Genomic DNA, 23,174 nt, shown 5'->3' on the forward strand with positions numbered 1-23,174 from the left:
TGTTCATTTCCACAAACCGGCAGCTCCTACAGGGGGTCTGCGTCGGTTTGCGGGAGGAGTTGGACGCCGAGATACAACGCCAGCATCCCATCCAGGCGCAACGGGTCAACCCCGCTCAGCTCGGCAATCCGCTCCATCCGATAACGCAGGCTGTTGCGATGAATGCCCAGTGAATCGGCGCAAGCCTGGCTCTGGCCGTCGTGTTCGCACCAGCTGCGCAGGGTCGCCAGCAACTGGCCGTTGCTGTCCTTGGCAATGACCTTGCGCAGCGGGTTGAGCAATTCGTCGAGGGCATCGTCGTTGCGGTGTCGCCAGAGCATCACCGGCAGTCGATAGCGGTTCAGCGTCAGCAATCGGGAGCGCGGCAACACCTCGCGTCCGTAGGCCAGCAAGTCACCGACCCGGCGATAGCAGCGGCGCAACCCTGCCAGCCCGTCGGCTTGCCCACCCACGGCGATACGCAGGATGTTCCAGCCAAGGCCATCGAGCTTGTCCAGCAAGCGCTCGTTATCGACCGACTGGCCGGCCGGCCGGCACCAGAGCAATGAAGTTTTGGCCGAGCTCACGCACCAACTGTCGGGGTGACGGCTGGTCAACCAGGCACTGAGTGCCTCGACGGTTTGCCCTGGAGCGTGTTCCAGGCCCAGTTCGAACAAGTACGGCACCCGGGTCATTTGTGGCTTGAGGCCCAACTGCTGTGCTTCATCGACCAGTCGCGGAGCATCCCCGGCTTCGCTGAGCAGCAGCGCCAGCAGATCATCGCAGCGCTGGCGCCGCCATTGCTGTTCGGCCTGCTGGTTGCGCTGGCCCACCAGCATTTCGGCGGTCATGCGCACCAGTTCGGCGTAGGTGCGCAGTTGCTCGGGTTCACCGGTGATGCCCAGGACGCCGATCAGGCGCTGGTCGAGCATCAGCGGCAGGTTGATGCCTGGCTGCACGCCCTTGAGATGAATCGCCGTCTGCGCATCGATCTCCACCACGCGGCCGTTGGCCAGGACCAGTTGCGCGCCTTCATGCCGGGTGTTGACCCGCTCCGGCTCGCCGCTGCCCAGAATCAGGCCTTGGCTGTCCATGACGTTGACGTTGTACGGCAGGATAGCCATCGCCCGGTCGACGATATCCTGGGCCAGGTCGTGATCGAGTTCGAACATGCAAGTGATCCTTGAAGACGGTGATGGAACGGGTTGTTCACCCGCACAGGCCTTGGTTGCAAACCCTGTGCTCAGGCACAAAGACAGCCACCCTGAGGGTGGTCGAGACTCTCTGGGCGATCAACGTTACCCTTTGCATCGCAAAAAATCATAATAAAGAGAGAGCCGCCATGACACAGAGCGCCGTAGCGTCCGACGCCATCGCTGACGACAAAAACGCCGTCTACAAGCGCATCACCCTGCGTTTGATCCCCTTCATTTTCATCTGCTATCTGTTCAACTACCTCGACCGGGTCAACGTTGGATTTGCCAAACTGCAGATGCTCGACGCGCTGAAGTTCAGCGAAACCGTGTACGGCCTCGGTGCCGGCATCTTCTTTATCGGTTACGTGCTGTGCGGTGTGCCAAGCAACCTGGCCCTGACCAAATTCGGCCCACGGCGCTGGATTGCACTGATGATGATCACCTGGGGCACGCTGTCGACCTGCCTGCTGTTCGTCACCACCCCGACCGAGTTCTACACCTTGCGCCTGTTCACCGGCGCTGCCGAAGCCGGTTTCTTCCCGGGCGTGGTGCTGTATCTCTCGCAGTGGTTCCCGACCTTCCGCCGTGGCCGCATCATGGCGTTGTTCATGTCGGCGATCCCGGTATCCGGCCTGCTCGGCAGTCCGTTCTCCGGCTGGATTCTCAACCACTTCGGCGCAGGCCAGGGTGGTCTCGCCGGCTGGCAGTGGATGTTCCTGATGCAAGGCATTCCAACTGTGATCCTGGGTGCGCTGGCTTATTTCCTGCTCAGCGACAGTTACGCCAACGCCAAATGGCTGACCCCGTTCGAGCGCACGGTACTGGAAGCCGACCACGCTATCGATCTGGCCAACAAACCGAAAACCACCTCCGATTCACTGCTGGCGGTGTTCAAGAACCCGGCAATCTGGGCCTTCGGCCTGATCTACTTCTGTATCCAGAGCGGCGTGTACGCGATCAACTTCTGGTTGCCGTCGATCATCAAGAACCTGGGCTTCAGCGATAACCTGGTGATCGGCTGGCTCAGTGCGATTCCGTACCTGCTAGCCGCCGTTTTCATGCTGATGATTGGCCGTTCGGCGGACCTGCGCAAAGAACGCCGCTGGCACTTGGTGGCGCCGATGTTGATGGGCGCGCTGGGGCTGCTGATTGCGGTGAACTTTGCCGCCAACCCGGCCATCGCGATTCTCGGCCTGACCATCGCCACCATGGGCGCCCTCACCGGCCTGCCGATGTTCTGGCCGGTGCCGACCGCCCTGCTCAGTGCCGGTGCTGCGGCGGGCGGCCTGGCGCTGATCAACTCGATGGGCCAGATGGCCGGCTTCCTCAGCCCCTACCTGGTGGGTTGGGTCAAGGACAGCACCGGTTCGACCGATGCGGCGCTGTATCTGCTGGCGGGCGTGATTGTCTGCGGCAGTCTGTTGGCGCTTCGCATGACCCGTACCCTGCGCGCCTGACCACCACCTGACCACTGTAGGAGCGAGCCTGCTCGCGATGGACGTCAACGATAACGCGTTTATCCTGGATAAACGTGGTGTCCTGAAGTTCTTCGCGAGCAGGCTCGCTCCTACAGTTGATTCGAGTGTGTTTGAGATTTGCGTTTGCTCCCGGCAATGGTTCTGGTATCTGATTGGACCTTTCCCACTGGTAAAAGGATTTGCTCATGAGCTATCGCACGCTGGGTCATTCGGGTCTGCAGGTGTCCACCCTGACCCTGGGCACCATGATGTTCGGCGAACAGACCAGCACCGAAGATTCCCTGCGGATCATCGACAAGGCCTGGGACCAGGGCATCAATTTCATCGACACCGCCGACGTCTACACCAACGGCCGTTCCGAAGAAATCGTCGGCGAAGCCATCGCCAGCCGCCGCCATGAATGGGTTCTGGCGACCAAGGTCGGCTTCGGCCCCGTGGACGGTGTCCCCAACCGCAGCGGCCTGAGCCGCAAACACCTGTTCAACGGCATCGATGCCAGCCTGACGCGCCTGGGCACCGATTACCTCGACATCTATTATCTGCATCGCGAAGACCACAACACGCCGCTGGAAGTCACGATCTCGGCCATCGGCGATTTGATTCGCCAAGGCAAAATCCGTTATTGGGGCCTGTCGAACTACCGTGGCTGGCGCATCGCCGAAGTCATTCGCGTGGCCGACAAACTTGGCGTTGACCGGCCGGTGATCAGCCAGCCGCTGTACAACATCGTCAACCGCCAGGCTGAATCCGAGCAGATCACGGCGGCGCAAAACTACGGTCTGGGCGTGGTGCCTTACAGCCCGCTGGCGCGCGGGGTGCTCAGCGGCAAGTACGCGCCGGATGTGAAACCGGACGCCAACAGCCGTGCCGGCCGTCAGGATAAACGCATCCTGGAAACAGAATGGCGCGTCGAGTCCCTGCGCATCGCCCAGCAAATCCAGCAGTACACCCAAGGGCGCGGCGTCGGCATCGTCGAGTTCGCGCTTGCCTGGGTGCTGAACAACAGCGCCATTACCTCGGCCATTGTCGGGCCGCGCACCGAAGCGCAGTGGGACGCCTACACTAAGGCGCAGACGGTGAAGATCACAGCCGAGGACGAGGCATTCATCGATTCGCTGGTGACGCCGGGGCATGCGTCGACACCAGGGTTCAATGATGTGAGCCATTTTGTGTCGGGGCGTAAACCACGCAGTGCCTGACAAAACCGCACCCTCCGTAGGAAGCTGGCTTGCCAGCGAAGGCGTCATCACAGACAACCCTTCGCTGACTGGAAGACCGCTTTCGCTGGCAAGCCAGCTCCTACGGAGGCGAGTGTTGATCAGTTGGTCAGTAATCACCGCTAAAACCACGTATTCTCCGCACCCCGTTTCACCTTCAACCTTGCGAGGACAGCTTGTCTAAAGGTATCGCTCTATCGGTTTCAGCCTCGGTGCTTTTTGCCGTCATGTATTACTACACGTCGCTGCTCACCCCCTTGAGCGGCGTGGAAATCTTCGGTTGGCGCATGCTGCTGACCGTGCCGTGCATGACCGTGTTCATGGTGGCGTCCGGCGAGTGGAAGCGCGTGCTGGAGATCGTTCGGCGCGCCATTGCCAACCCGAAACTGATGGGTGCACTGATCGCCTCCTCTGCCCTGCTCGGCGTGCAACTGTGGTTGTTCATGTGGGCGCCGCTCAATGGCTACAGCCTCGACGTATCACTGGGCTATTTCCTGCTGCCGCTGACCATGGTCTTGACCGGCCGCCTGGCCTACGGCGAGCGCCTGTCTTATCTGCAAAAAATCGCCGTGGTGTTCGCCTGCCTGGGCGTGATCAACGAGGTGTATCAGGTCGGTGGTTTTTCCTGGGCGACCTTGCTGGTCTGCATTGGCTATCCGGCCTACTTCATCCTGCGCAAACGGCTGGCGTCGGACAATCTCGGCGGCTTGTGGCTGGACATGGCATTGACGCTGCCGGTGGCGCTCTGGTTCATCCAGAGTGGCGCACAAGGTTTCGCTGTGTTTGACCAGCATCCCTGGTTGTCGCTGTTGATCCCGCTGCTCGGCGTGATCAGTGCGTCGGCGCTGGTGGTCTACATCATTGCCAGTCGCCTGCTGCCGTTCAGCCTGTTCGGCTTGTTGAGCTACGTCGAACCGGTGTTGCTGCTGGGAGTGGCATTGCTGCTGGGAGAGAGCATCAAGTCCGGCGAATGGCTGACCTACATCCCGATCTGGATGGCCGTGCTGGTGCTGATGTTCGAAGGGTTCAAGCATCTGGTGCGGCAGCGCAGGCCTTAAGCACATACAAAACAATTGTAGGAGCGACGGTGCGGCGATCCGACCTGCTCGCGATGGCGTCTTCAAACTCAACATAGATATTGGCTGACAGATAGCTATCGCGAGCAGGCTCGCTCCTACAGTTACTACATCTGCAAGGATTTAGTCGGTGGAGAGAACACCACGACGCACCTGGTCACGCTCGATGGATTCGAACAGTGCCTTGAAGTTGCCTTCGCCGAAACCGTCGTCGCCCTTGCGCTGGATGAATTCGAAGAACACCGGCCCCATCAGGGTTTCCGAGAAGATCTGCAGCAGCAGGCGCTTGTCGCCCGACTCGGAAGAACCGTCCAGCAAAATGCCCCGCGCCTGCAGTTGGTCCACCGGCTCACCGTGGTTCGGCAAACGGCCTTCGAGCATTTCATAGTAGGTGTCCGGCGGCGCGGTCATGAAGCGCATGCCGATGCTTTTCAGATGGTCCCAGGTCTTGATCAGGTCATCGGACAGGAACGCAACGTGCTGGATGCCCTCGCCGTTGAACTGCATCAGGAACTCTTCGATCTGCCCGGCGCCCTTGGACGACTCCTCGTTCAGCGGGATGCGGATCATGCCGTCCGGCGCGGTCATCGCCTTGGAGGTCAGGCCGGTGTATTCACCCTTGATGTCGAAGTAACGGATTTCGCGGAAGTTGAACAGCTTCTCGTAGAAGTTGGCCCAGTAGGCCATGCGACCGCGATACACGTTGTGGGTCAGGTGATCGATGATCTTCAGACCGGCACCGACCGGGTGGCGGTCAACGCCTTCGATGAACACGAAGTCGATGTCATAGATCGAGCTGCCCTCGCCGAAACGGTCGATCAGGTACAGCGGCGCACCACCGATGCCTTTGATCGCCGGAAGGTTCAGCTCCATCGGGCCGGTTTCGATGTGAATCGGCTGGGCGCCGAGTTCCAGGGCGCGCTTGTAGGCTTTTTGCGAATCCTTGACGCGGAACGCCATGCCGCACACCGACGGACCGTGCTCGGCCGCGAAGTACGAGGCCACGCTGTGGGGTTCGTTATTGAGGATCAGGTTGATCGCGCCCTGGCGATACAGGTGCACGTCCTTGGAACGGTGGGTCGCCACCTTGGTGAAGCCCATGATCTCGAAGATCGGCTCCAGGGTGTTCGGGGTCGGCGATGCGAGCTCGATGAATTCAAAGCCCATCAGGCCCATTGGGTTTTCGTATAAATCTGCCATGGTCGGCGCCTCATCATTCTTTATCAATTAACAAAGGTTAGTTGTAAGCAATGCTGAGACCGGTGGGTGGCGCACAGGAGATGCCCCGCACGCTGCGGGCGAGAAAGTCACCGTAGATCAGTTGAAACCCGAATATCTTCATTGTCGACCCAAGGCTCTTGCGGGCGAGGCTTCTGCTGCCAGAAGACGATTATTATTGTATGCGTAAACCAATTCTACACAGCGTAAATCAATTTGTCCGCCTTCTGTATCAAATCCCCTTTTTCCCTGCTCGTGCAAGGGGTTTATTGCACAGGAAAATCCCCGCCAGAATCAGCCCGCCGCCCAGACACATGGCCAGCGTCAGCGGCTCGTCCAGCAGCAGCGCGCCAAGGAGAACCGCCGTCAGCGGGTTCAAGGCAATGAACACCCCGGAACGTGTCGCGCCGATTTTGCGGATGCCGTCGTAGTAGGCGATGTAAGCCAGCGCCGACCCCAGTACGCCCAGGTACAACAGACTCAACCATTGTTGCGCACCCAGGCTGGCGACCGCTTCGATACTCACCTCGCCGCGCACGATGCAGGTGATCCAGAGCATGACGGTGCCCAGCAGGATCGACCAGGTCACGGTTTGCACCGGTCCCAGGCTGTGGTCCAGCTCCCTGGAGAACAGCGAGTAGACACCCCAACCGAGGACGCAACCAAAAATCAGCAAGTCGCCGAGCCAGGCATCGGCTCTGCCGGCCAGTAGTTGCGGGTCACGACTGACGATCACCATGCATGCGCCTGCCATGCAGATCGCAATGCCGACGACTTTGGCCCGGGTCAAACGCTCCTTGAACAGCAGCCAGGACGCCAGGCCGATCACCGCCGGATTCAGCGCCACGATCAAGGACGCCCGTGAGGCGTTGATGTAATGCAGGCCGTAAAAGAAGCACAAGTTGTAGAAAAAGATCCCGAAAAAGCCAAGCAACGACAATTGCAGCCATTGCCGGGGGCTGGGCCGGACCAGCGGCGTCCGTGCCATTCGTATAAACAGCAGCAACGCCATGCTGGCCAGCAGAAACCGCAGACTGGCCGCCAATAACGGGCTGAGGCCGCCGGCCAGATAGCGCCCAGCGACGAAGGTGCCACCCCACACCATGGTCACGGCCGCCAGTTTCAGATACACCGGCAGATCCGAGGGTTTTGACAGGGTTTGCTCGCAGATCGTCATTAGATTCCAGGACCGGATATTGGAAAGATGACGTATCATTTGGCTAATACCCAGTCATCGCAAAATGAGCAAACACTCATGACCCTCACTCAACTGGAGATTTTCTCCCTCGTGGCCGAACTCCAAGGCTTCACGGCAGCAGCCAATCGCCTGGGTATTTCCCAATCGGCGGTGTCCCATGCCTTGAAGTCCCTGGAACTGGAGTTGGGTGTCGAGCTGTTGCGCCGCCATCAATCCCGGGTCGAGTTAAGCGACATTGGCCAGCAGTTGTTGCTGCGCGCCCGAACGATGCTCGGCCTGGCCAACACCCTGCGCCAGGAAGCGGCCGATGCGAGGGGCATGAAACGCGGCACGCTGCGCATCGGCTCCTTCGGCCCGACCTCATCGATCAAATTGCTGCCGTTGATTTTGCAGCAGTACCGCGCCGCCCATCCCGGCATAGAGGTGCATATCGACGAAGGCCCCGACCGCCAGGTGCTCCAGTGGCTGGAGGAACGACGGATCGACATCGGCTTTGTGGTGTTGCCCGAGGAGCGTTTCGACACGGTCGCGTTGATCGAAGACCAGATGGTCGCGCTACTGCCCGCCGACCACCCGCTGGCGGTTCACGACAGCCTGAACCTGAAGGACCTGTGCGATTTCCCGTTTGTGCTGACCGAGGCCGGTTCTTCGGAGCTGGTTTCACGCCTGTTCACGGCGGCCCGACTGACGCCCAACATCCGTTATCGCTGCTCGCAGTTGCTGAGTACCCTGGATGTCGTCGCTCGTGGCGACGGGGTGACGGTAGTTGCCGAATGTTCATTGCCCAATCAAATTGACGGCCGCTGTGTGAAAAAACCGCTGTCGCCGGCAGTGTTGCGCCAGGTTGGCCTGGCGGTGCTCGATCGACGCCAGGCATCACCCGCGACGCTGGCCTTCATCAAGCTGGCCGAAGGCCTTGACCTGCGTTGAGCGGCATAACCGCCAAGGGCCAACTATCATGGCCCATACCCGAACTCTTCATGGGAGGTGTTTTACCGCCCCAGCGTTTGAGAGCCTTACTTCTTCGTGACAGGATTCGCGAATGCCGCTGAAAGCCAAAACCCGCAGTCGCAGCACAAGAATGGCTGTCACCCTGATCAGTGGATTGCTCCCGGTGCTGCTGGGGGCCGTCATTCTTTACATGCAAGCAGGGCGTGCGCTCAAACAAAACGCGGAACAAACCGCCGAAGAAGCGATTCGCCAGTTCGACTTGATGCTCGACAACACCGCCCAGGCCGCTCGTGAACTGCTGCCACTGGCGGGCCAAAGTTGCGCTGACGTCAGTCTCGCCCTGCGCGAACAGGTCACTCGCCGCCCATTCGTGAGTTCAACCAATCTGGTGTGGGACAACGACCTCTATTGCAGCTCTCTGTTCGGCGACTACCAGGAGAAGGTCAACTCCGGTGACTTCACCCGGGGCGCCTTATGGCTCATGAACGGCAATCCGGTAACGCCCGACACCGCCTTGCTGGTATACCGCCTGAGCGAAGGAAAAAAAGGTGCGCTGACGACCCTCTATGGTCATCACTTGAGTCATATTCTGCGTTTGATCGGCCGCAAGACCTTGCTCTTGCTGCAGGTAGGCCCGGACTGGATAGCCGCCGACGGCAAGGTTCACAGGGGCGCCGCGCCGGACCTGCCCGTTGCGCAAAGTCGATTGGCCTCCCGGCACTATGCGTTTGCCGTGGAAGCCGGCTTTCCCGAAGGCGAAACCTGGCGATACATGCGAAACGAATACCCACCATTGTTCAGCTTGCTGATTTTCTTCGGTGTGATTGCCGGGTCAATCGGTCACTTCCTGCAAAAACGCTCATCGGCACCCACCCAGGAAATGCAACGGGCACTGGAAGCTCAAGAATTCATTCCGTATTTCCAGCCCGTGGTGCATGGCGACAGCAAAAACTGGTCCGGCGCGGAAGTGCTGATGCGCTGGAAACATCCGAAGGAAGGTCTGGTGCGTCCGGACCTGTTCATCCCGTTTGCCGAGCACTCCGGGCTGATCGTACCAATGACCCGCTCGCTGATGCGACAAACCGCCGCCCTGCTCGCGCCGCAATCCGCCGGATTCAACAAACCATTCCACATCGGCATCAACATCACCGCCAGCCATTGTCAGGACCTGGAGCTGATCAAGGATTGTCGCGAGTTTCTCGATGCGTTCGAACCTGGCTCGATCCATCTGGTACTGGAGCTGACCGAGCGCGAACTGATCGAGCCCACGGCCATCACCCTGCAACTGTTCGAACAACTTCGTGAACTGGGCGTGAAAATCGCCATCGACGACTTCGGCACGGGCCACTCGAGCCTTGGCTACCTACGGCAATTTAATGTCGATTTTCTGAAAATCGACCAGACTTTTGTCGCCATGATCGGCATCGACACACTCTCCAGCCACATCCTCGACAGCATCATCGAACTGGCGGTCAAGCTCGACCTTGCCCTGGTGGCCGAAGGTGTCGAAACCCGTGAACAGAGTGATTACCTGAGCGCTCATCAGGTCAACTTCCTGCAAGGTTATCTTTTCGGCAAACCCATGCCCGGCGCGGAATTCATTAGTGCATTAAGCAACCGTTAACTCGCGAAATTAACCGACAAAACAACGATGACACGCACCAATTTGAATCAAAACACTACTGTCGTTACATGAAAAAAAAGACAGGATTTACTCTTGGCCAATTAACTACTACAATTTTACATGCCTGCGCTAAATTGACAGGTGAGCCACTATCACCGAGTCGCTACAAGGCTCTTGGCTTATAGCTTTGTTTGCGGTTGGTATCAGCCAAACACACTATTGGAGTAAAGATATTGTCCAGACTCGCTGAATTTCGTGCAGCCGAAAAGGCCCTTCAAGAACAGCTCAAGCAGCTGGAATCCCTGAAGAACGATGCCGGGCTCAAGAAAGAAATCGAATTCGAAGAGAAGCTCCAGGGCTTGATGAAAACCTATGGCAAGAGCCTGCGCGACATCATCGCCATTCTCGATCCCAACCCGGCAAAATCCGGCCTGCTGCACGCCGCAACACCTAAAACCCGCCGCGCCCGTGTGGTCAAGGTTTATCAGAACCCGCACACCGGCGAGCTGATTGAAACCAAGGGCGGCAACCACCGCGGCCTGAAGGCCTGGAAAGAACAGTACGGTGCAGCCACCGTTGATTCCTGGTTGCGCGGCTAACTCTCGCGGCGACAAAAAAGCCCTGCTTATGCAGGGCTTTTTCATGAGCCATCTAAATGCCCGGGGCGGATGCCAGACAATTACCTGACTGCCAACAACTTTGTGCTTAATCCATTTGGATATCTAAAATTTTCTTCATGCATCGAAAAGGCACTGTCGCTCACTAAAGTTTCAAGCTGTTACGGGCAACGTCTATTTCATCCTGGCTCGCCTTATAAGCCTCGGCCTGCCCGGCGTAGGAAAGAACATAGGCCTTATCGACATCCACTGCGGCCACCAATGTTTGAGAAAGCACATGCCTGCCGTTTTGCGTGACGGTACAGGTTGTTTCCAGCGCAGCCAATCGACTCAACGTAGTCGCATGAATTCGCGTGCAGACACTTTGATACCCGCCCTGAAAGAAGTCTTTTTGTACTGACTTGCGCATCTCCAGCAGTACACCTTCAAGGTTGACCTGATGATCGCTTTGCACCGGGCTCATGGTCACCTCCATCACCATGAGCGGCGATCCATTCTGATCATTTTTGACCGCCCGCTGGCGACTCACCCCCGACGCCGATTCAGGCACGACTTCGACCTGCCAACCTTCCGGCCAGGTCACGACTGGCGCATCGGCACGCGCAGCGCCAGCCACCGAAAGCACGCTTAACAGAATGAACAGCAGTTTATGGAATCTAATCATTGCACTGGGCACTCACGGATCAAGCCGTAAAGTCTGGGCCCAGGCCGGCCGTCAGGCAATAGCCGACTGTTCGGGTTTGGTGATGTCCGAGCCCTTGCGTATCATTGACGCCATTCGTTAGCCCACATATTTCCCGGAGGGCCCATGAGCCTGCACGAATTGAACACCTTCCCCGGCGTCACCGCCCAACCGGACGCCGCCACGCAGAAGTTTGTCTTCAACCACACCATGCTGCGGGTCAAGGACATCGCCAAGTCCCTGGATTTCTACACACGCATTCTGGGTTTTACGCTGGTGGAAAAACGCGACTTCCCGGAAGCCGAGTTCAGCCTGTATTTCCTGGCGCTGGTCGACAAAAACCAGATCCCGGCCGATGCTGCCGCGCGCACCGAGTGGATGAAATCGATCCCCGGCATTCTGGAGCTGACTCACAACCACGGCACCGAGAACGATCCGGATTTCGCCTACCACAATGGCAACACCGACCCCCGCGGTTTCGGCCACATCTGCATCTCGGTACCGGACATTGTCGCCGCGTGCGAGCGCTTTGAAGCACTGGGCTGCGATTTCCAGAAACGCTTGAGCGATGGTCGCATGAAGAGCCTGGCATTCATCAAGGACCCGGACGCTTACTGGGTCGAGATCATTCAGCCAGCACCACTGTAGGAGCGAGCTTGCTCGCGATAAACCTGAGAACACCGCGGGGCACCTGCCCACCAGCGTTATCGTTGACGACCATCGCGAGCGAGCTCGCTCCTACATAAGTAACGTGCAAGACAAAAAAACCCCATGATCATTCATGGGGTTTTGTGTTTTCAGCGCCGGGGTTTATGCCGGGGCAGAAGTGCGGATCAAGTGATCGAAGGCACTCAGGGAAGCCTTGGCGCCCTCGCCCACTGCGATCACGATTTGCTTGTATGGCACGGTGGTCACGTCGCCGGCGGCGAACACACCCGGCACCGACGTTTCACCGCGGGCATCGACGATGATCTCGCCACGGGGTGACAACTCAATGGTGCCTTTGAGCCAATCGGTGTTGGGCAGCAGACCGATCTGCACAAAGATTCCTTCCAGTTCCACACTGCGCAATTCGTCGCTCTGACGATCCTTGTAGCGCAGGCCGTTGACCTTCTGACCGTCGCCGGTGACTTCAGTGGTTTGAGCACTGGTGATCACGGTGACGTTCGGCAGGCTGTGCAACTTGCGTTGCAACACCGCATCGGCGCGCAACTGCACATCGAACTCCAGCAGCGTGACATGGGACACGATACCGGCCAGGTCGATGGCCGCTTCGACGCCGGAGTTACCACCGCCAATCACCGCCACACGCTTGCCCTTGAACAGCGGACCGTCGCAGTGCGGGCAGTACGCCACGCCTTTGTTGCGGTATTGCTGCTCACCCGGCACGTTCATTTCACGCCACCGTGCACCGGTCGCCAGAATCACGGCTTTGGCTTTTAACGATGCGCCACTGGCGAAGTGGACTTCATGCAGTTCGCCGTTTTTGCCAGGAATCAGCTGGTCGGCGCGCTGCAGGTTCATGATGTCGACGTCGTACTGCTTGACGTGTTCTTCCAGGGCCACGGCCAGTTTCGGCCCTTCGGTTTCCTGCACCGAGATGAAGTTTTCGATGGCCATGGTGTCCAGCACCTGCCCACCAAAACGTTCGGCCGCGACACCGGTGCGGATGCCTTTGCGGGCCGCATAGATTGCCGCCGAGGCACCGGCCGGGCCACCACCGACCACCAGCACATCAAAGGCTTGCCTGGCGCTGATTTTCTCGGCCTGGCGTTCGATGCCGCTGGTGTCGATTTTGGCGAGGATTTCTTCCAGGCCCATGCGGCCCTGGCCGAAGTTCACGCCGTTGAGGTAGATGCTTGGCACGGCCATGATCTGGCGCTCATCGACTTCGGCCTGGAACAGCGCGCCGTCGATCGCGACGTGGCGAATGTTCGGGTTCAGTACTGCCATCAGGTTCAGCGCCTGGACCACGTCCGGGCAGTTCTGGCAGGACAGCGAGAAGTAGGTCTCGAAGCTGAATTCGCCTTTGAGCGAGCGGATCTGTTCGATCACTTCGGCACTGGCTTTCGACGGGTGACCGCCGACTTGCAGCAAGGCCAGTACCAAGGAGGTGAATTCATGGCCCATCGGGATGCCGGCGAAACGCAGGCTGATATCGGCCCCGGGGCGATTGATCGAGAACGATGGTTTGCGTGCATCATCGCCGTTGTCGAGCAAGGTAATCCGGGTGGAAAGACTGGCAACGTCTTTCAGCAGTTCGAGCATTTCCTGGGATTTCGCACCGTCGTCGAGGGATGCAACGATCTCGATCGGCTGAGTGACCCGTTCCAGGTACGATTTCAACTGGGCTTTAAGATTGGCGTCCAACATACGGGCGATTTCCTTTTTGCTGTTTCATATAGAGCAGGCATAAAAAAACGCCCGAGCGAATCTCGCCCGGGCGTTTTTATTGGGCGGTGCAGCTTGCTTAGAAGGTGCGGAAGTCCGCCCTGATGAAGCGCATCACAGACTTAGATCTTGCCGACCAGGTCCAGGGACGGCGCCAGAGTGGCCTCGCCTTCTTTCCACTTGGCTGGGCAAACCTGACCTGGGTGAGCAGCGACGTACTGGGCAGCCTTGATCTTGCGCAGCAGCTCGGAAGCGTCACGACCTACACCGCCATCGTTGAGTTCAACGATCTTGATCTGGCCTTCCGGGTTGATCACGAAGGTGCCACGGTCAGCCAGACCTGCTTCTTCGATCAGCACGTCGAAGTTGCGGGAGATAGCGTGGGTCGGGTCGCCGATCATGGTGTACTGGATCTTGCCGATGGCTGGCGAAGTGTTGTGCCAGGCAGCGTGGGCAAAGTGGGTATCGGTGGAAACGCTGTAGATCTCGACGCCCAGCTTCTGGAATGCGTCGTAGTTATCAGCCAGGTCTTCCAGCTCGGTCGGGCAGACGAAGGTGAAGTCGGCCGGGTAGAAGAACACTACAGACCACTTGCCTTTCAGGTCAGCGTCCGAGACTTTTACGAAGTCGCCATTTTTGAATGCGTCAGCTTTGAACGGTTTAACTTGGCTGTTGATGATAGGCATCGTTGACTCTCCGTCAGGGGGTTAAGAAGTTGATGGAGAGAACTTTACCCACTCGACGAACGGAAGGCTCATTGGCAAACCTGATGCTGCTGATTGGCTTTCGCTATTAGTCGACTGTATTAATAGAAGAAAACGGTATCTAGGGTGACACGGGTTTTTCTGTGATGCGCGCCATGCCGAGGAACGGACTGGCTTCGATGTAACGCATGGCCGACTTCATGTCCTTCCAGCCCACGTAACTCATGAGCGACTTCAAATCCCAGCCACTCTGATGCGCCCAGGTCGCAAAGCCACGGCGCAAGGAGTGACTAGTGTAAAGCTCGCCGGCGATACCCGCCCGCGCCAATGCCTGGCGCAATAACGGAATCACGCTATTGGCGTGCAATCCCTCCTCGCCCAAATGCCCCCAACGGTCGATGCCGCGGAACACCGGCCCACGCACCAGTGCCGCCTCGGTTATCCAGTCGATATAAGCCTGCACCGGACACAAACGCTGCAAGGCCGGCGTCTGATAGGTCTTGCCGAGGTTGTCGCGATCGCTCTTGCTGCGCGGCAAATAGAGGCTGATACCGGAACCGGCGCTGGCCTGAACGTGTTCAACCTGGAGCCGGCACAACTCATCGCTACGAAAACCGCGCCAGAAGCCCAGCAGGATCAACGCCATGTCGCGCCTGGCCCGCAGCAAACCCGGTCGATCGCCTTCGGCCCTGGCGGTTTGCACTTCTAGCTCCAGACAACTGACCACCTGCTCCAGATGCCGAAGCTGCAAGGGTTCGGCTTGTTTTTCCTGCGCCGGGTGGAGCGCGCGAATGCCCTTGAACACCTTGCGCACCACCGGTGCCTTGGTGGGATCGGCAAAGCCCTGGCTGTTGTGCCACTGCGCCAATGCCGACAAACGCAGTTTCAGCGTGTTGATCGACAACACACCGGCATGGGCCACCAGATAGCGCGCCACGCTGTCGCCGGTGGCCGGCAGAAAACCACCCCATGTCACCTCAAAGTGTTCGATGGCCGCGCGATAGCTGCGACGGGTGTTGTCACGTGTCGCAGCCTGCAGATAGCGATCCAGATCGCTCATAGGAAATGAACCTGTTTTGACCGACTGTAGGAGCGAGCTCGCTCGCGATGATCGTTAACGATGACGCTGGATGCCTGTATGCACGCAGCGCTCTAAGGTTTTTCGCGAGCAAGCTCGCTCCTACAGGGTTTGTGTACGGAATTAGCGCGAGGAATACCTTGAAACTTCGCTCACACGGGGTAATACCAGTATATCCCGTGTTAATAGTATTCAGTATTTAACTTTATCCATTGAATGGTACAATGTGTATTTACGTGGTACGTACCACATCATCAAAACCCGGGAGAACTCATGGCACGCGGCGGTGTAAATAAAGCGGTGGTGCAAGCCGCTCGGTTGGCGATCCTCGCCCGCGGCGAAAACCCCAGCATCGATGCCGTACGCATCGAGATGGGCAATACCGGCTCGAAAACCACGATCCATCGCTATCTCAAGGAGCTCGATGACAGGTTTGAACCTGTCGAAGCGCCGACGGAACCGATCGACGACGAACTGATGGCGCTGGTGACGCGGCTCGCACTACGGCTCAAGGAGCAAGCGCAAGAACCTATCGATCAGGCGCGCACGCAGTACGAAGAACAACGCAAGGCGCTGGAACACCAACTCGGCGAAGCGCAAAAGGCCAACAGCGAACTGCACCAGCAATACGAATTTCAGAGCCTGGCGCTGACCCAGGAATCCGAAGCCCTGCACGAAACCCGCGCCATGCTGCAAACGGAGCAAACCCGCAACGCCGGGCTGAACCAGGCGCTGGCCGATTTCGAATTGCGCTTGAAGGACAAGGACGAGCAGATCCGCTCCCTTGAAGAAAAACACCTCCACACTCGCGACGCACTGGAGCACTACCGCAATGCGGTCAAGGAACAGCGCGAACAGGAAATGAGTCGCCACGAAGGTCAGGTGCAACAGATACAGATGGAACTGCGCCAGGCCCAACAAAGCGCGCTGGTACGCCAGGATGAAATCACCCAGCTGCACCGCGACAATGAACGCTTGCTGACTGAAAACCGCGGCACATTGCGAGAGCTGAGCCTGCTGCAAGAACAGCTCAAGCAAAGCAATAGCCGTCAGGATCAGTTGCTGGAACAGGCCACTCGCGTCGACGGCGAACGCACCCTCCTCCAGGAACGCCTGCGCGTCGCCCTGCTGGAAAGCCAGGCACTCAAACAGAACGTCGATGAGCAGTCGCAGCTCAACAGGTCACTGGAAATGGATCTGGCCAAGACCCGCACGGATCTTGAAGAACGCGTACGTCTGTCCGCGACCCTTGCGGCAGCGGCAGACGCAGCGAAGGACGATTAACCGGCGAGCGGCGTACGCATGGTGACGAACTCTTCGGCGGCCGTCGGGTGCACGCCGATGGTTTCGTCGAAGTGGCGCTTGGTGGCGCCGGCCTTCAAGGCAATCGCCAGGCCCTGGACGATTTCACCGGCGTCCGGGCCGACCATGTGGCAACCCAAGACCTTGTCGGTACTGGCGTCCACCACCAGCTTCATCAGCGTGCGCTCCTGGCATTCGGTCAGGGTCAGCTTCATCGGCCGGAAGCGGCTTTCGAAGACCTGCACCTCGTGGCCAGCTTCGCGAGCCTCTTCTTCGGTCAAACCGACGGTGCCGATGTTTGGCAGGCTGAACACCGCCGTCGGGATCATCTTGTAATCCACCGGACGATACTGCTCGGGCTTGAACAAGCGTCGCGCCACCGCCATGCCTTCAGCCAGGGCCACCGGTGTCAGCTGAACGCGGCCGATCACATCGCCCAGCGCCAGGATCGACGGCTCGGCGGTCTGATACTGCTCATCGACCTCGACAAAGCCTTTCCTGTCGAGTTTGACCCCGGTGTTTTCCAGCCCGAGATTGTCCAGCATCGGACGACGCCCCGTGGCGTAGAACACGCAATCGGCTTCCAGTTGGCGACCATCCTTGAGCGTGACTTTCAGACTGCCGTCAACCTGCTTGTCGATGCGCTCGATGTCCGCGTTGAATTGCAGATTCATGCCGCGCTTGGTCAACTCTTCCTGCAAATGCTTGCGCACGGAACCATCGAAGCCGCGCAGGAACAATTCGCCGCGATACAACAGCGTGGTCTGTGCACCCAAACCGTGGAAGATCCCGGCAAACTCGACCGCAATATAGCCACCACCCACCACCAACACGCGCTTGGGCAGCGCTTTTAGGAAGAATGCCTGGTTGGAACTGATGGCATGCTCGTGCCCCGGGATCTCCGGAATCTGAGGCCAGCCGCCGGTAGCGATCAGGATATTTTTGGCGGTAAAGCGCTCGCCATTGATCTCGACCTGATGCGGATCGACGATCTTCGCGTGACCTTCATGCAAGGTCACGCCACTGTTGACCAGCAGGTTGCGATAAATGCCATTGAGGCGATTGATCTCGCGGTCCTTGTTGGCGATCAATGTCGGCCAGTCGAACTGCGCTTCATCCAGGCTCCAGCCAAAACCGGATGCCTGCTCGAAGTCTTCGGCAAAGTGTGCACCGTAGACCAGCAATTTTTTCGGCACGCAGCCGACGTTTACACAGGTGCCGCCCAGGTAGCGGCTCTCGGCCACGGCCACTTTTGCGCCGAACCCGGCAGCAAACCGCGCCGCCCGCACACCGCCAGAACCGGCGCCAATCACATAAAGGTCAAAATCGTAGGCCATTTTCAATCTCCTCGGCAGGCCAACAGCATACCTGCGGACGGCCGCTGAGCAAGCATTGTGCTGAAATGCTCGGGCCGTGCGATGCGCGGCCCAATCTTCGTTTTCGATCAATGCCCCTCTGCAGATTGCGTTTTCGGTGTCCGCAGAGTGCGCCAAGCAATCAAAATCGCCATGAGGGCCAAGCCGAACGTCACCCATGAAACCAAACCGATTCCACCTTCGAATGCCCTTCCCGCCTGCGCCATCAATTCCCTTGCTTGATCACCCGACAAGCCGGCCGCCACATGATAGGCGCCTGACAGCGTCTCACTCGCCAGCATCATCTGCACTTCGCTCAGGAATCCCGGAAGCTGCAATGTACCGCGATAGTAGGCGGTGACGACTCCGCCGAGCACTGTCGTCCCCAAAACTACGCCCACTTCATAGGCCGTTTCGCTAATGGCCGACGCGGCGCCCGCCTTTGCCGGTGGTGCGGCTGATAAAATCACATCATTGGACACCGTCGCGATCGCGCCCACGCCAATGTTCAGCAAGGCAAAAGCCACCACTAGAACGGTCAGGCTACCGCCCATGCTGGCGACCAGCAAAAACGCCGCTCCAGCAAACGCCATCAAAATCGGTATCAGCACATGCACCTGTAATCGCCGTGCGACAGGCACGACCGCCATTCCCACTACAATCGCCATGACCTGACCAGGAATCAACGCGAGGCTAGCACTCAAGGGCGACATCTGAAGAACGATCTGCAGGAACTGAGTGGTAAAGAATACGAAGCCGACGAGAAACGCGAGACTCATCAAATTGATCGCGACAGAGCCGCTAAAGGTGCCACTGCGGAACAGACTCAGGTCCATCAGCGGCACTGGCAGACGTAACTGTCGACGCACAAACATCCAGCCCGCAACTGCGCCTACTGCAAATGCTGTCAGCGCCATCCAGTCGATACCATTACTGGCGCTGTGTTTAATGCCATAAACGATGGCACCAAGGGCAAGCATCGATTGCAAGATGCTAATTGGATCAAGCGGTCCTGAAGCATCTCGCTCGGATTCGGGCAACAACATTGGCCCCAATATCAGCAGCGGCACCAACACGGGCACCGCCAACAGGAAAATCGCCCCCCAACTGAAGAACTCCAGCAATACACCGCCCACCAATGGACCCAGTGCCGAACCTACAGTCAATGTCGTTGCCCAGATCGCGACTGCCAACCTGCGCTCCTCTCGATCTTCGAACACCGAACGTATCAACGCCAATGTCGAAGGCATCAGCATTGCACCGAAAATACCCATACAGGCTCGCCCGGCAATCAGTTGCACGGCGGTATAGGAATACGCGGTTAGCACCGACACAATCGCAAAACCCAAGGACCCGACCAGCAACAACTTACGATGACCGACTCGATCTCCCAGACTACCCATCGACACCAGCAACCCCGCCAATACCAGCGAATAAGCATCGATCATCCACAACTGCTGGCTAGCGCTTGGACGCAGGGCCTCGGCAATTTTTGGTAATGCGAATCCAAGCACCGTATTGTCAATTGTTACCAGCAGTACAGGTAGCATCAGGACGCTTAGAGCCAACCACCGTTTTAGAGTCACGCTTCCTGTTATCGCCATTCACGAAACTCCATTTCCTCATAAAACCCCAGCGACTTTAAGCGTGTCCTTGACGTGACATTAGTCACGCCAAGCAACACGGCTCTGGTATGTCCCATTTAATACAGAGGTTTTTAGCCGCAACAATCATCGTTTGCGCCAGCAATCAACAAATCAGAATTTTTCTTTCGCAACGCCTACCGATAGATGTCAGGCGATACCTACATACTCGTTCCCCTGCGTACCTGAGCCCGCACAAAAGCAAACGCCCCGAACGAAGTCGGGGCGTTTGCTTGATTCCTCACCTGTGTTTTTTACACAGAGCGAAGTTCGATTTCCAACACGAGCAACTCAGGCTATCAGTACGCCTTGCCCGTCTTGTAGAAGTTCTCGAAGCAGAAGTTGGTTGCGTCGATGTAGCCTTCGGCGCCACCGCAGTCGAAACGCTTGCCCTTGAACTTGTAGGCAATCACGCAACCATCCTGCGCCTGTTTCATCAGGGCGTCAGTGATCTGGATCTCGCCACCTTTGCCTGGGTCGGTTTGTTCGATCAGGCTGAAGATGTCCGGCGTCATGATGTAGCGACCGATGATCGCCAGGTTCGACGGAGCATCTTCCGGCTTTGGCTTCTCGACCATGTTGCGCACGCGGTACAGGTCGTCACCAATCAGGTCGCCGGCAATCACACCGTACTTGCTGGTTTCTTGCGGGTCGACTTCCATGATCGCGACGATGGTGCAGCGATACTGCTTGTACAGCTTGACCATCTGCTTGAGTACGCCGTCACCTTCCAGGTTCACGCACAGGTCGTCCGCCAGTACCACGGCGAACGGCTCGTCACCGATCAGTGGACGACCGGTCAGGATCGCATGGCCCAAACCTTTCATTTCAGTCTGGCGAGTGTAGGAGAACGAGCACTCATCCAACAGGCGGCGGATGCCAACCAGGTATTTTTCCTTGTCGGTGCCCTTGATCTGGTTTTCCAGCTCGTAGCTGATGTCGAAGTGGTCTTCCAGGGCGCGCTTGCCGCGACCGGTGACGATGGAGATTTCGTTCAAGCCAGCGTCCAGTGCTTCTTCAACGCCGTACTGGATCAGTGGCTTGTTCACCACCGGCAGCATTTCTTTGGGCATGGCTTTAGTCGCTGGCAGGAAGCGAGTGCCGTAGCCGGCTGCTGGGAACAAGCATTTCTTGATCATATAAGTCCTTGTAAGGGCTGTGCGTGTACGAGTTTCGGCGCAGTCTAATCAGGCGGCGTGCACCTTACAATGCCCCCGCGCTGGCCAACCGATGCCAACATAGAGAAATAATCTTGCCGATAGTTCCCTGCGCAAGCCCTTATGCATAGCACAGACTTGCACAATTGCACGGTATTCAACTGCCCGCAACGAAGCACCATACGCCCATCGGCACCCGTTGAGTGCGTTTGGCGGTATCATGGCGCGATTGAACCAGACAACGAGGCAAATTGATGTCGGAAGCAAAAAGCGTCAACGGATTCCTGATCAATCAGGTGAAAGACGGCCAATGGTGGGTAGCCAGTGTCGCCGGTGAAAATATCGCCGGACCTTTCCCTTCCGAAGCCCTGGCAACCGAAGTGGCCTCGGTGCTGGAGCTTGAGCACCCGGAGCCCAAGCGACGCAGCAAGGACAAGAACTGATCGACGTCCGATGCAAAAAGCCCTGCCACTGCGCAGGGCTTTTTTATGAATGCATGCAATAACGTGGCCTTTGGCTATAACCTTTTGCCTTTGACGCTGTCTCAGCCTTAGCCCACCACCCTGATGATGATCAAGCCATGAACAAAATTTTGCCTTTGCTAGCGGTATTGGCCCTGAGCGGCTGCGCAACGTCGAAAGAAACCTACCTGGGCAACGGAGAAAAAGGCCTGTCGATTGATTGCTCAGGGGAAGTCAATTCCTGGGCTGCGTGCTACGAAAAGGCCGATGCGTCCTGTGCCGGCACCGGCTACAAGATTGTCGGAACCGATGGCACGCCCTCGCTCGAAGAGAGCGACAAGACCCTCGGCGCCGACATCGGCAACTACAAGAGCCGCAACGTTGTGGTGATCTGCAAGTAAGGCGCCGCGCCCTACAGATGAATTTCAGCGAATTTGATGCCAAGCCCGCGCAGGGTATCGATCAGATCATCAAGGCGGCTGAAAGACTCGACCTCATCATTGTCATCCACCAGGAAATAGCTGCGCCCGGCGCTTTTCTTGAAAAACACGATCCATTCCCCCAGCTCAGCCGGATTCTGAATCACATGGGTGGCAGAGATTAAACCCTCTGCATGGCGCTCCCGGACCTGCTCTCGCTTCATGTTCGACTCCATAAATGACGATGCCGCCAAAGCATCGCTTTGGCGGCATCGGTGCTGATCGTCGACAGTCTATCAGCCGGAAATGCACTCGTTGGCAGCATTCTGTACGTCCATTGGACGCACCGGGACATTGGACATGCTCTCGTGCAGCTTGATGCTGCTGCCGCCCGAACGCTCTTCAATGTCGAATACGGCAGACGGGCCCGAGGAATACTTGAGTGGCACGATGACACGCAACCCATCCTTGTGCGGCTCGATTTGCAAGGCGCCACGACTGTCGGCCAGTTTTTCGCTCAGGCATTGCGCATATTCATGGGGTTTCTTGCCAGAAATCACGTTCATGGTCGGCAGCGACTCGTTGATTTCCGAGACGTTCGCACAACCACTCACCAATACCGCCAGCGAAAGAACCAAAAAACCCCACTTCATACAAAACCTCCGATAAAGAGGGTCGGACAGCGCAGATGCGCTTTTTCTCCGAGACAAACTGCTTTATCGCTCATCAAACGTGAAATTAGCGTTTTTAATTGTCAAAGTGGCCGGATAATAAGGCCTTCGGGCTGATAAACTGCGCCAATCGCCCATGCTATCGTTTTGATTTTGTAGAAAAAGCCCTTCTGGAGGCGCCTCATGAAATATATCCATCAGCGCGAGCACCTCAATGAAGACGACATCGTCGTCATTCAATGCTCCCAAATGTGCAACATCCGCTTGATGAACGACGCCAACTTCCGCAGCTTCAAGAATGGTGGCCGTCACACCTATCACGGCGGCGCATTCGACACGTTTCCGGCCCGCATCACCGCTCCTAGCACCGGTTTCTGGAACATCACGATCGACACCGTCAACCGCCGCGCCATCAGCGTGACGCGCAAACCCACCCTGACCCACTCGATCAAAATCATTCGCCGTTCCAGCACGAAACTGAGCTGATCAGCGAACCCGAAACACCAGACAGGCAGAGACAACCGTGGCCCAAACGACCAAGTACGTCATCAAATACAAACTCAACGGTGAGCGCCGCTTCGAGTTTGCCCAGCTTGAAAACGGCACCCCGGAAGAAGCCAAGGCGGCGCTGGATGCCATTCATGGACAAGACGACGTCATCAGCGAAATCAGCGTCAGCAAAGCGCTGTAATGCGATCCGGAGCGACAATGGACGTCAGCTCCCACTCGCAATTCGACCGCAAGCAGCGGAGTGCCA

The 23,174-nt window shown here is 57.8% G+C and carries 24 protein-coding genes and 1 pseudogene; 13 read left to right on the plus strand and 12 right to left on the minus strand.

Annotated elements, in window-relative coordinates:
- Positions 1 to 26 precede the first annotated feature (26 nt).
- Positions 27 to 1,151, minus strand: a complete 1,125-nt coding sequence (locus KW849_RS18380) for a sugar diacid recognition domain-containing protein (protein ID WP_218430710.1) — start codon at positions 1,149 to 1,151, stop codon at positions 27 to 29.
- A 170-nt stretch (positions 1,152 to 1,321) separates the two neighbouring features.
- On the opposite strand from KW849_RS18380, the gene KW849_RS18385 reads away from it, so the two are divergent.
- The 3 genes from KW849_RS18385 to rarD all read left to right on the plus strand — a co-directional run bounded on the left by KW849_RS18385 (position 1,322) and on the right by rarD (position 4,928).
- Positions 1,322 to 2,632, plus strand: coding sequence for an MFS transporter (locus tag KW849_RS18385; RefSeq protein WP_218430711.1), 1,311 nt, complete (start codon positions 1,322 to 1,324; stop codon positions 2,630 to 2,632).
- A gap of 206 nt (positions 2,633 to 2,838) precedes the next feature.
- Positions 2,839 to 3,852 carry an aldo/keto reductase gene (locus KW849_RS18390; protein WP_218430712.1) on the plus strand — a complete coding sequence of 338 codons (1,014 nt, stop codon included), beginning with the start codon at positions 2,839 to 2,841 and terminating at the stop codon, positions 3,850 to 3,852.
- Positions 3,853 to 4,046: 194 nt separating this feature from the next.
- A complete protein-coding gene (gene rarD, locus KW849_RS18395) occupies positions 4,047 to 4,928 on the plus strand; it encodes an EamA family transporter RarD (RefSeq protein ID WP_108217441.1) in 882 nt (293 codons plus the stop codon).
- Positions 4,929 to 5,069: 141 nt separating this feature from the next.
- Here rarD and hppD read toward each other — a convergent pair whose 3' ends face one another.
- Both hppD and KW849_RS18405 read right to left on the minus strand, forming a co-directional pair.
- Positions 5,070 to 6,146 carry a 4-hydroxyphenylpyruvate dioxygenase gene (gene hppD / locus KW849_RS18400; protein WP_218430713.1) on the minus strand — a complete coding sequence of 359 codons (1,077 nt, stop codon included), beginning with the start codon at positions 6,144 to 6,146 and terminating at the stop codon, positions 5,070 to 5,072.
- A 250-nt stretch (positions 6,147 to 6,396) separates the two neighbouring features.
- Positions 6,397 to 7,341: a DMT family transporter gene (locus KW849_RS18405; RefSeq protein WP_218430714.1), complete on the minus strand. Its 945-nt coding sequence runs from the start codon at positions 7,339 to 7,341 to the stop codon at positions 6,397 to 6,399.
- 78 nt (positions 7,342 to 7,419) lie between these two features.
- Here KW849_RS18405 and KW849_RS18410 point away from each other — a divergent pair, with 78 nt between their 5' ends.
- The 3 genes from KW849_RS18410 to KW849_RS18420 all read left to right on the plus strand — a co-directional run bounded on the left by KW849_RS18410 (position 7,420) and on the right by KW849_RS18420 (position 10,536).
- A complete protein-coding gene (locus KW849_RS18410) occupies positions 7,420 to 8,292 on the plus strand; it encodes a LysR family transcriptional regulator (protein ID WP_218430715.1) in 873 nt (290 codons plus the stop codon).
- Positions 8,293 to 8,404: 112 nt separating this feature from the next.
- Complete coding sequence (locus KW849_RS18415; protein WP_218430716.1) at positions 8,405 to 9,937, plus strand: EAL domain-containing protein; 1,533 nt, start codon at positions 8,405 to 8,407, stop codon at positions 9,935 to 9,937.
- A gap of 233 nt (positions 9,938 to 10,170) precedes the next feature.
- Positions 10,171 to 10,536 carry a histone-like nucleoid-structuring protein, MvaT/MvaU family gene (locus tag KW849_RS18420; RefSeq protein WP_218430717.1) on the plus strand — a complete coding sequence of 122 codons (366 nt, stop codon included), beginning with the start codon at positions 10,171 to 10,173 and terminating at the stop codon, positions 10,534 to 10,536.
- A 163-nt stretch (positions 10,537 to 10,699) separates the two neighbouring features.
- Here KW849_RS18420 and KW849_RS18425 read toward each other — a convergent pair whose 3' ends face one another.
- Positions 10,700 to 11,218, minus strand: coding sequence for a DUF4946 domain-containing protein (locus KW849_RS18425; protein WP_218430718.1), 519 nt, complete (start codon positions 11,216 to 11,218; stop codon positions 10,700 to 10,702).
- 144 nt (positions 11,219 to 11,362) lie between these two features.
- Here KW849_RS18425 and gloA point away from each other — a divergent pair, with 144 nt between their 5' ends.
- Positions 11,363 to 11,884, plus strand: a complete 522-nt coding sequence (gloA, locus tag KW849_RS18430; protein ID WP_218430719.1) for a lactoylglutathione lyase — start codon at positions 11,363 to 11,365, stop codon at positions 11,882 to 11,884.
- A gap of 162 nt (positions 11,885 to 12,046) precedes the next feature.
- Here the strand turns inward: gloA and ahpF are convergent, their stop codons facing one another.
- The 3 genes from ahpF to KW849_RS18445 form a co-directional block, all read right to left on the minus strand.
- Positions 12,047 to 13,609, minus strand: coding sequence for an alkyl hydroperoxide reductase subunit F (gene ahpF / locus KW849_RS18435; protein WP_218430720.1), 1,563 nt, complete (start codon positions 13,607 to 13,609; stop codon positions 12,047 to 12,049).
- A gap of 140 nt (positions 13,610 to 13,749) precedes the next feature.
- Positions 13,750 to 14,313: an alkyl hydroperoxide reductase subunit C gene (gene ahpC / locus KW849_RS18440; protein ID WP_007975937.1), complete on the minus strand. Its 564-nt coding sequence runs from the start codon at positions 14,311 to 14,313 to the stop codon at positions 13,750 to 13,752.
- Between the two features lie 139 nt (positions 14,314 to 14,452).
- On the minus strand, positions 14,453 to 15,391 hold the full coding sequence (locus KW849_RS18445) for a site-specific integrase (protein WP_218430721.1): 939 nt from the start codon (positions 15,389 to 15,391) through the stop codon (positions 14,453 to 14,455).
- A 47-nt stretch (positions 15,392 to 15,438) separates the two neighbouring features.
- On the opposite strand from KW849_RS18445, the pseudogene KW849_RS31395 reads away from it, so the two are divergent.
- A pseudogene (locus KW849_RS31395) lies at positions 15,439 to 15,522 on the plus strand (outer membrane lipoprotein carrier protein LolA); the annotation flags it as partial.
- 160 nt (positions 15,523 to 15,682) lie between these two features.
- Complete coding sequence (locus KW849_RS18450; protein ID WP_218430722.1) at positions 15,683 to 16,693, plus strand: DNA-binding protein; 1,011 nt, start codon at positions 15,683 to 15,685, stop codon at positions 16,691 to 16,693.
- Here the strand turns inward: KW849_RS18450 and gorA are convergent.
- The 3 genes from gorA to galU form a co-directional block, all read right to left on the minus strand.
- Positions 16,690 to 18,048, minus strand: a complete 1,359-nt coding sequence (gorA, locus tag KW849_RS18455; protein WP_218430723.1) for a glutathione-disulfide reductase — start codon at positions 18,046 to 18,048, stop codon at positions 16,690 to 16,692. The two genes, KW849_RS18450 and gorA, sit on opposite strands and share 4 nt — an antisense overlap.
- A gap of 107 nt (positions 18,049 to 18,155) precedes the next feature.
- Entirely contained in the window at positions 18,156 to 19,670 is a 1,515-nt protein-coding gene (locus tag KW849_RS18460; protein WP_218430724.1) for an MFS transporter, read from the minus strand.
- A 338-nt stretch (positions 19,671 to 20,008) separates the two neighbouring features.
- Positions 20,009 to 20,848, minus strand: coding sequence for a UTP--glucose-1-phosphate uridylyltransferase GalU (gene galU, locus KW849_RS18465; protein WP_093220174.1), 840 nt, complete (start codon positions 20,846 to 20,848; stop codon positions 20,009 to 20,011).
- A gap of 272 nt (positions 20,849 to 21,120) precedes the next feature.
- On the opposite strand from galU, the gene KW849_RS18470 reads away from it, so the two are divergent.
- Together KW849_RS18470 and KW849_RS18475 are read left to right on the plus strand one after the other, a co-directional pair.
- A complete protein-coding gene (locus KW849_RS18470; RefSeq protein WP_218430725.1) occupies positions 21,121 to 21,309 on the plus strand; it encodes a hypothetical protein in 189 nt (62 codons plus the stop codon).
- A gap of 137 nt (positions 21,310 to 21,446) precedes the next feature.
- Positions 21,447 to 21,728 carry a hypothetical protein gene (locus KW849_RS18475; protein ID WP_218430726.1) on the plus strand — a complete coding sequence of 94 codons (282 nt, stop codon included), beginning with the start codon at positions 21,447 to 21,449 and terminating at the stop codon, positions 21,726 to 21,728.
- An 11-nt stretch (positions 21,729 to 21,739) separates the two neighbouring features.
- Here the strand turns inward: KW849_RS18475 and KW849_RS18480 are convergent, their stop codons facing one another.
- Positions 21,740 to 21,970, minus strand: a complete 231-nt coding sequence (locus KW849_RS18480; protein ID WP_108217429.1) for a hypothetical protein — start codon at positions 21,968 to 21,970, stop codon at positions 21,740 to 21,742.
- A 72-nt stretch (positions 21,971 to 22,042) separates the two neighbouring features.
- Positions 22,043 to 22,399: a hypothetical protein gene (locus KW849_RS18485; protein ID WP_218430727.1), complete on the minus strand. Its 357-nt coding sequence runs from the start codon at positions 22,397 to 22,399 to the stop codon at positions 22,043 to 22,045.
- 201 nt (positions 22,400 to 22,600) lie between these two features.
- Between KW849_RS18485 and KW849_RS18490 the strand changes: the two genes are divergently transcribed.
- Complete coding sequence (locus tag KW849_RS18490) at positions 22,601 to 22,903, plus strand: DUF1883 domain-containing protein (protein ID WP_108217427.1); 303 nt, start codon at positions 22,601 to 22,603, stop codon at positions 22,901 to 22,903.
- 37 nt (positions 22,904 to 22,940) lie between these two features.
- Positions 22,941 to 23,108, plus strand: a complete 168-nt coding sequence (locus tag KW849_RS18495) for a hypothetical protein (RefSeq protein WP_191624874.1) — start codon at positions 22,941 to 22,943, stop codon at positions 23,106 to 23,108.
- The last annotated feature ends 66 nt before the right edge of the window (positions 23,109 to 23,174 follow it).

The organism is Pseudomonas sp. PDM26, from assembly GCF_019219185.1.
GTDB lineage: Bacteria > Pseudomonadota > Gammaproteobacteria > Pseudomonadales > Pseudomonadaceae > Aquipseudomonas.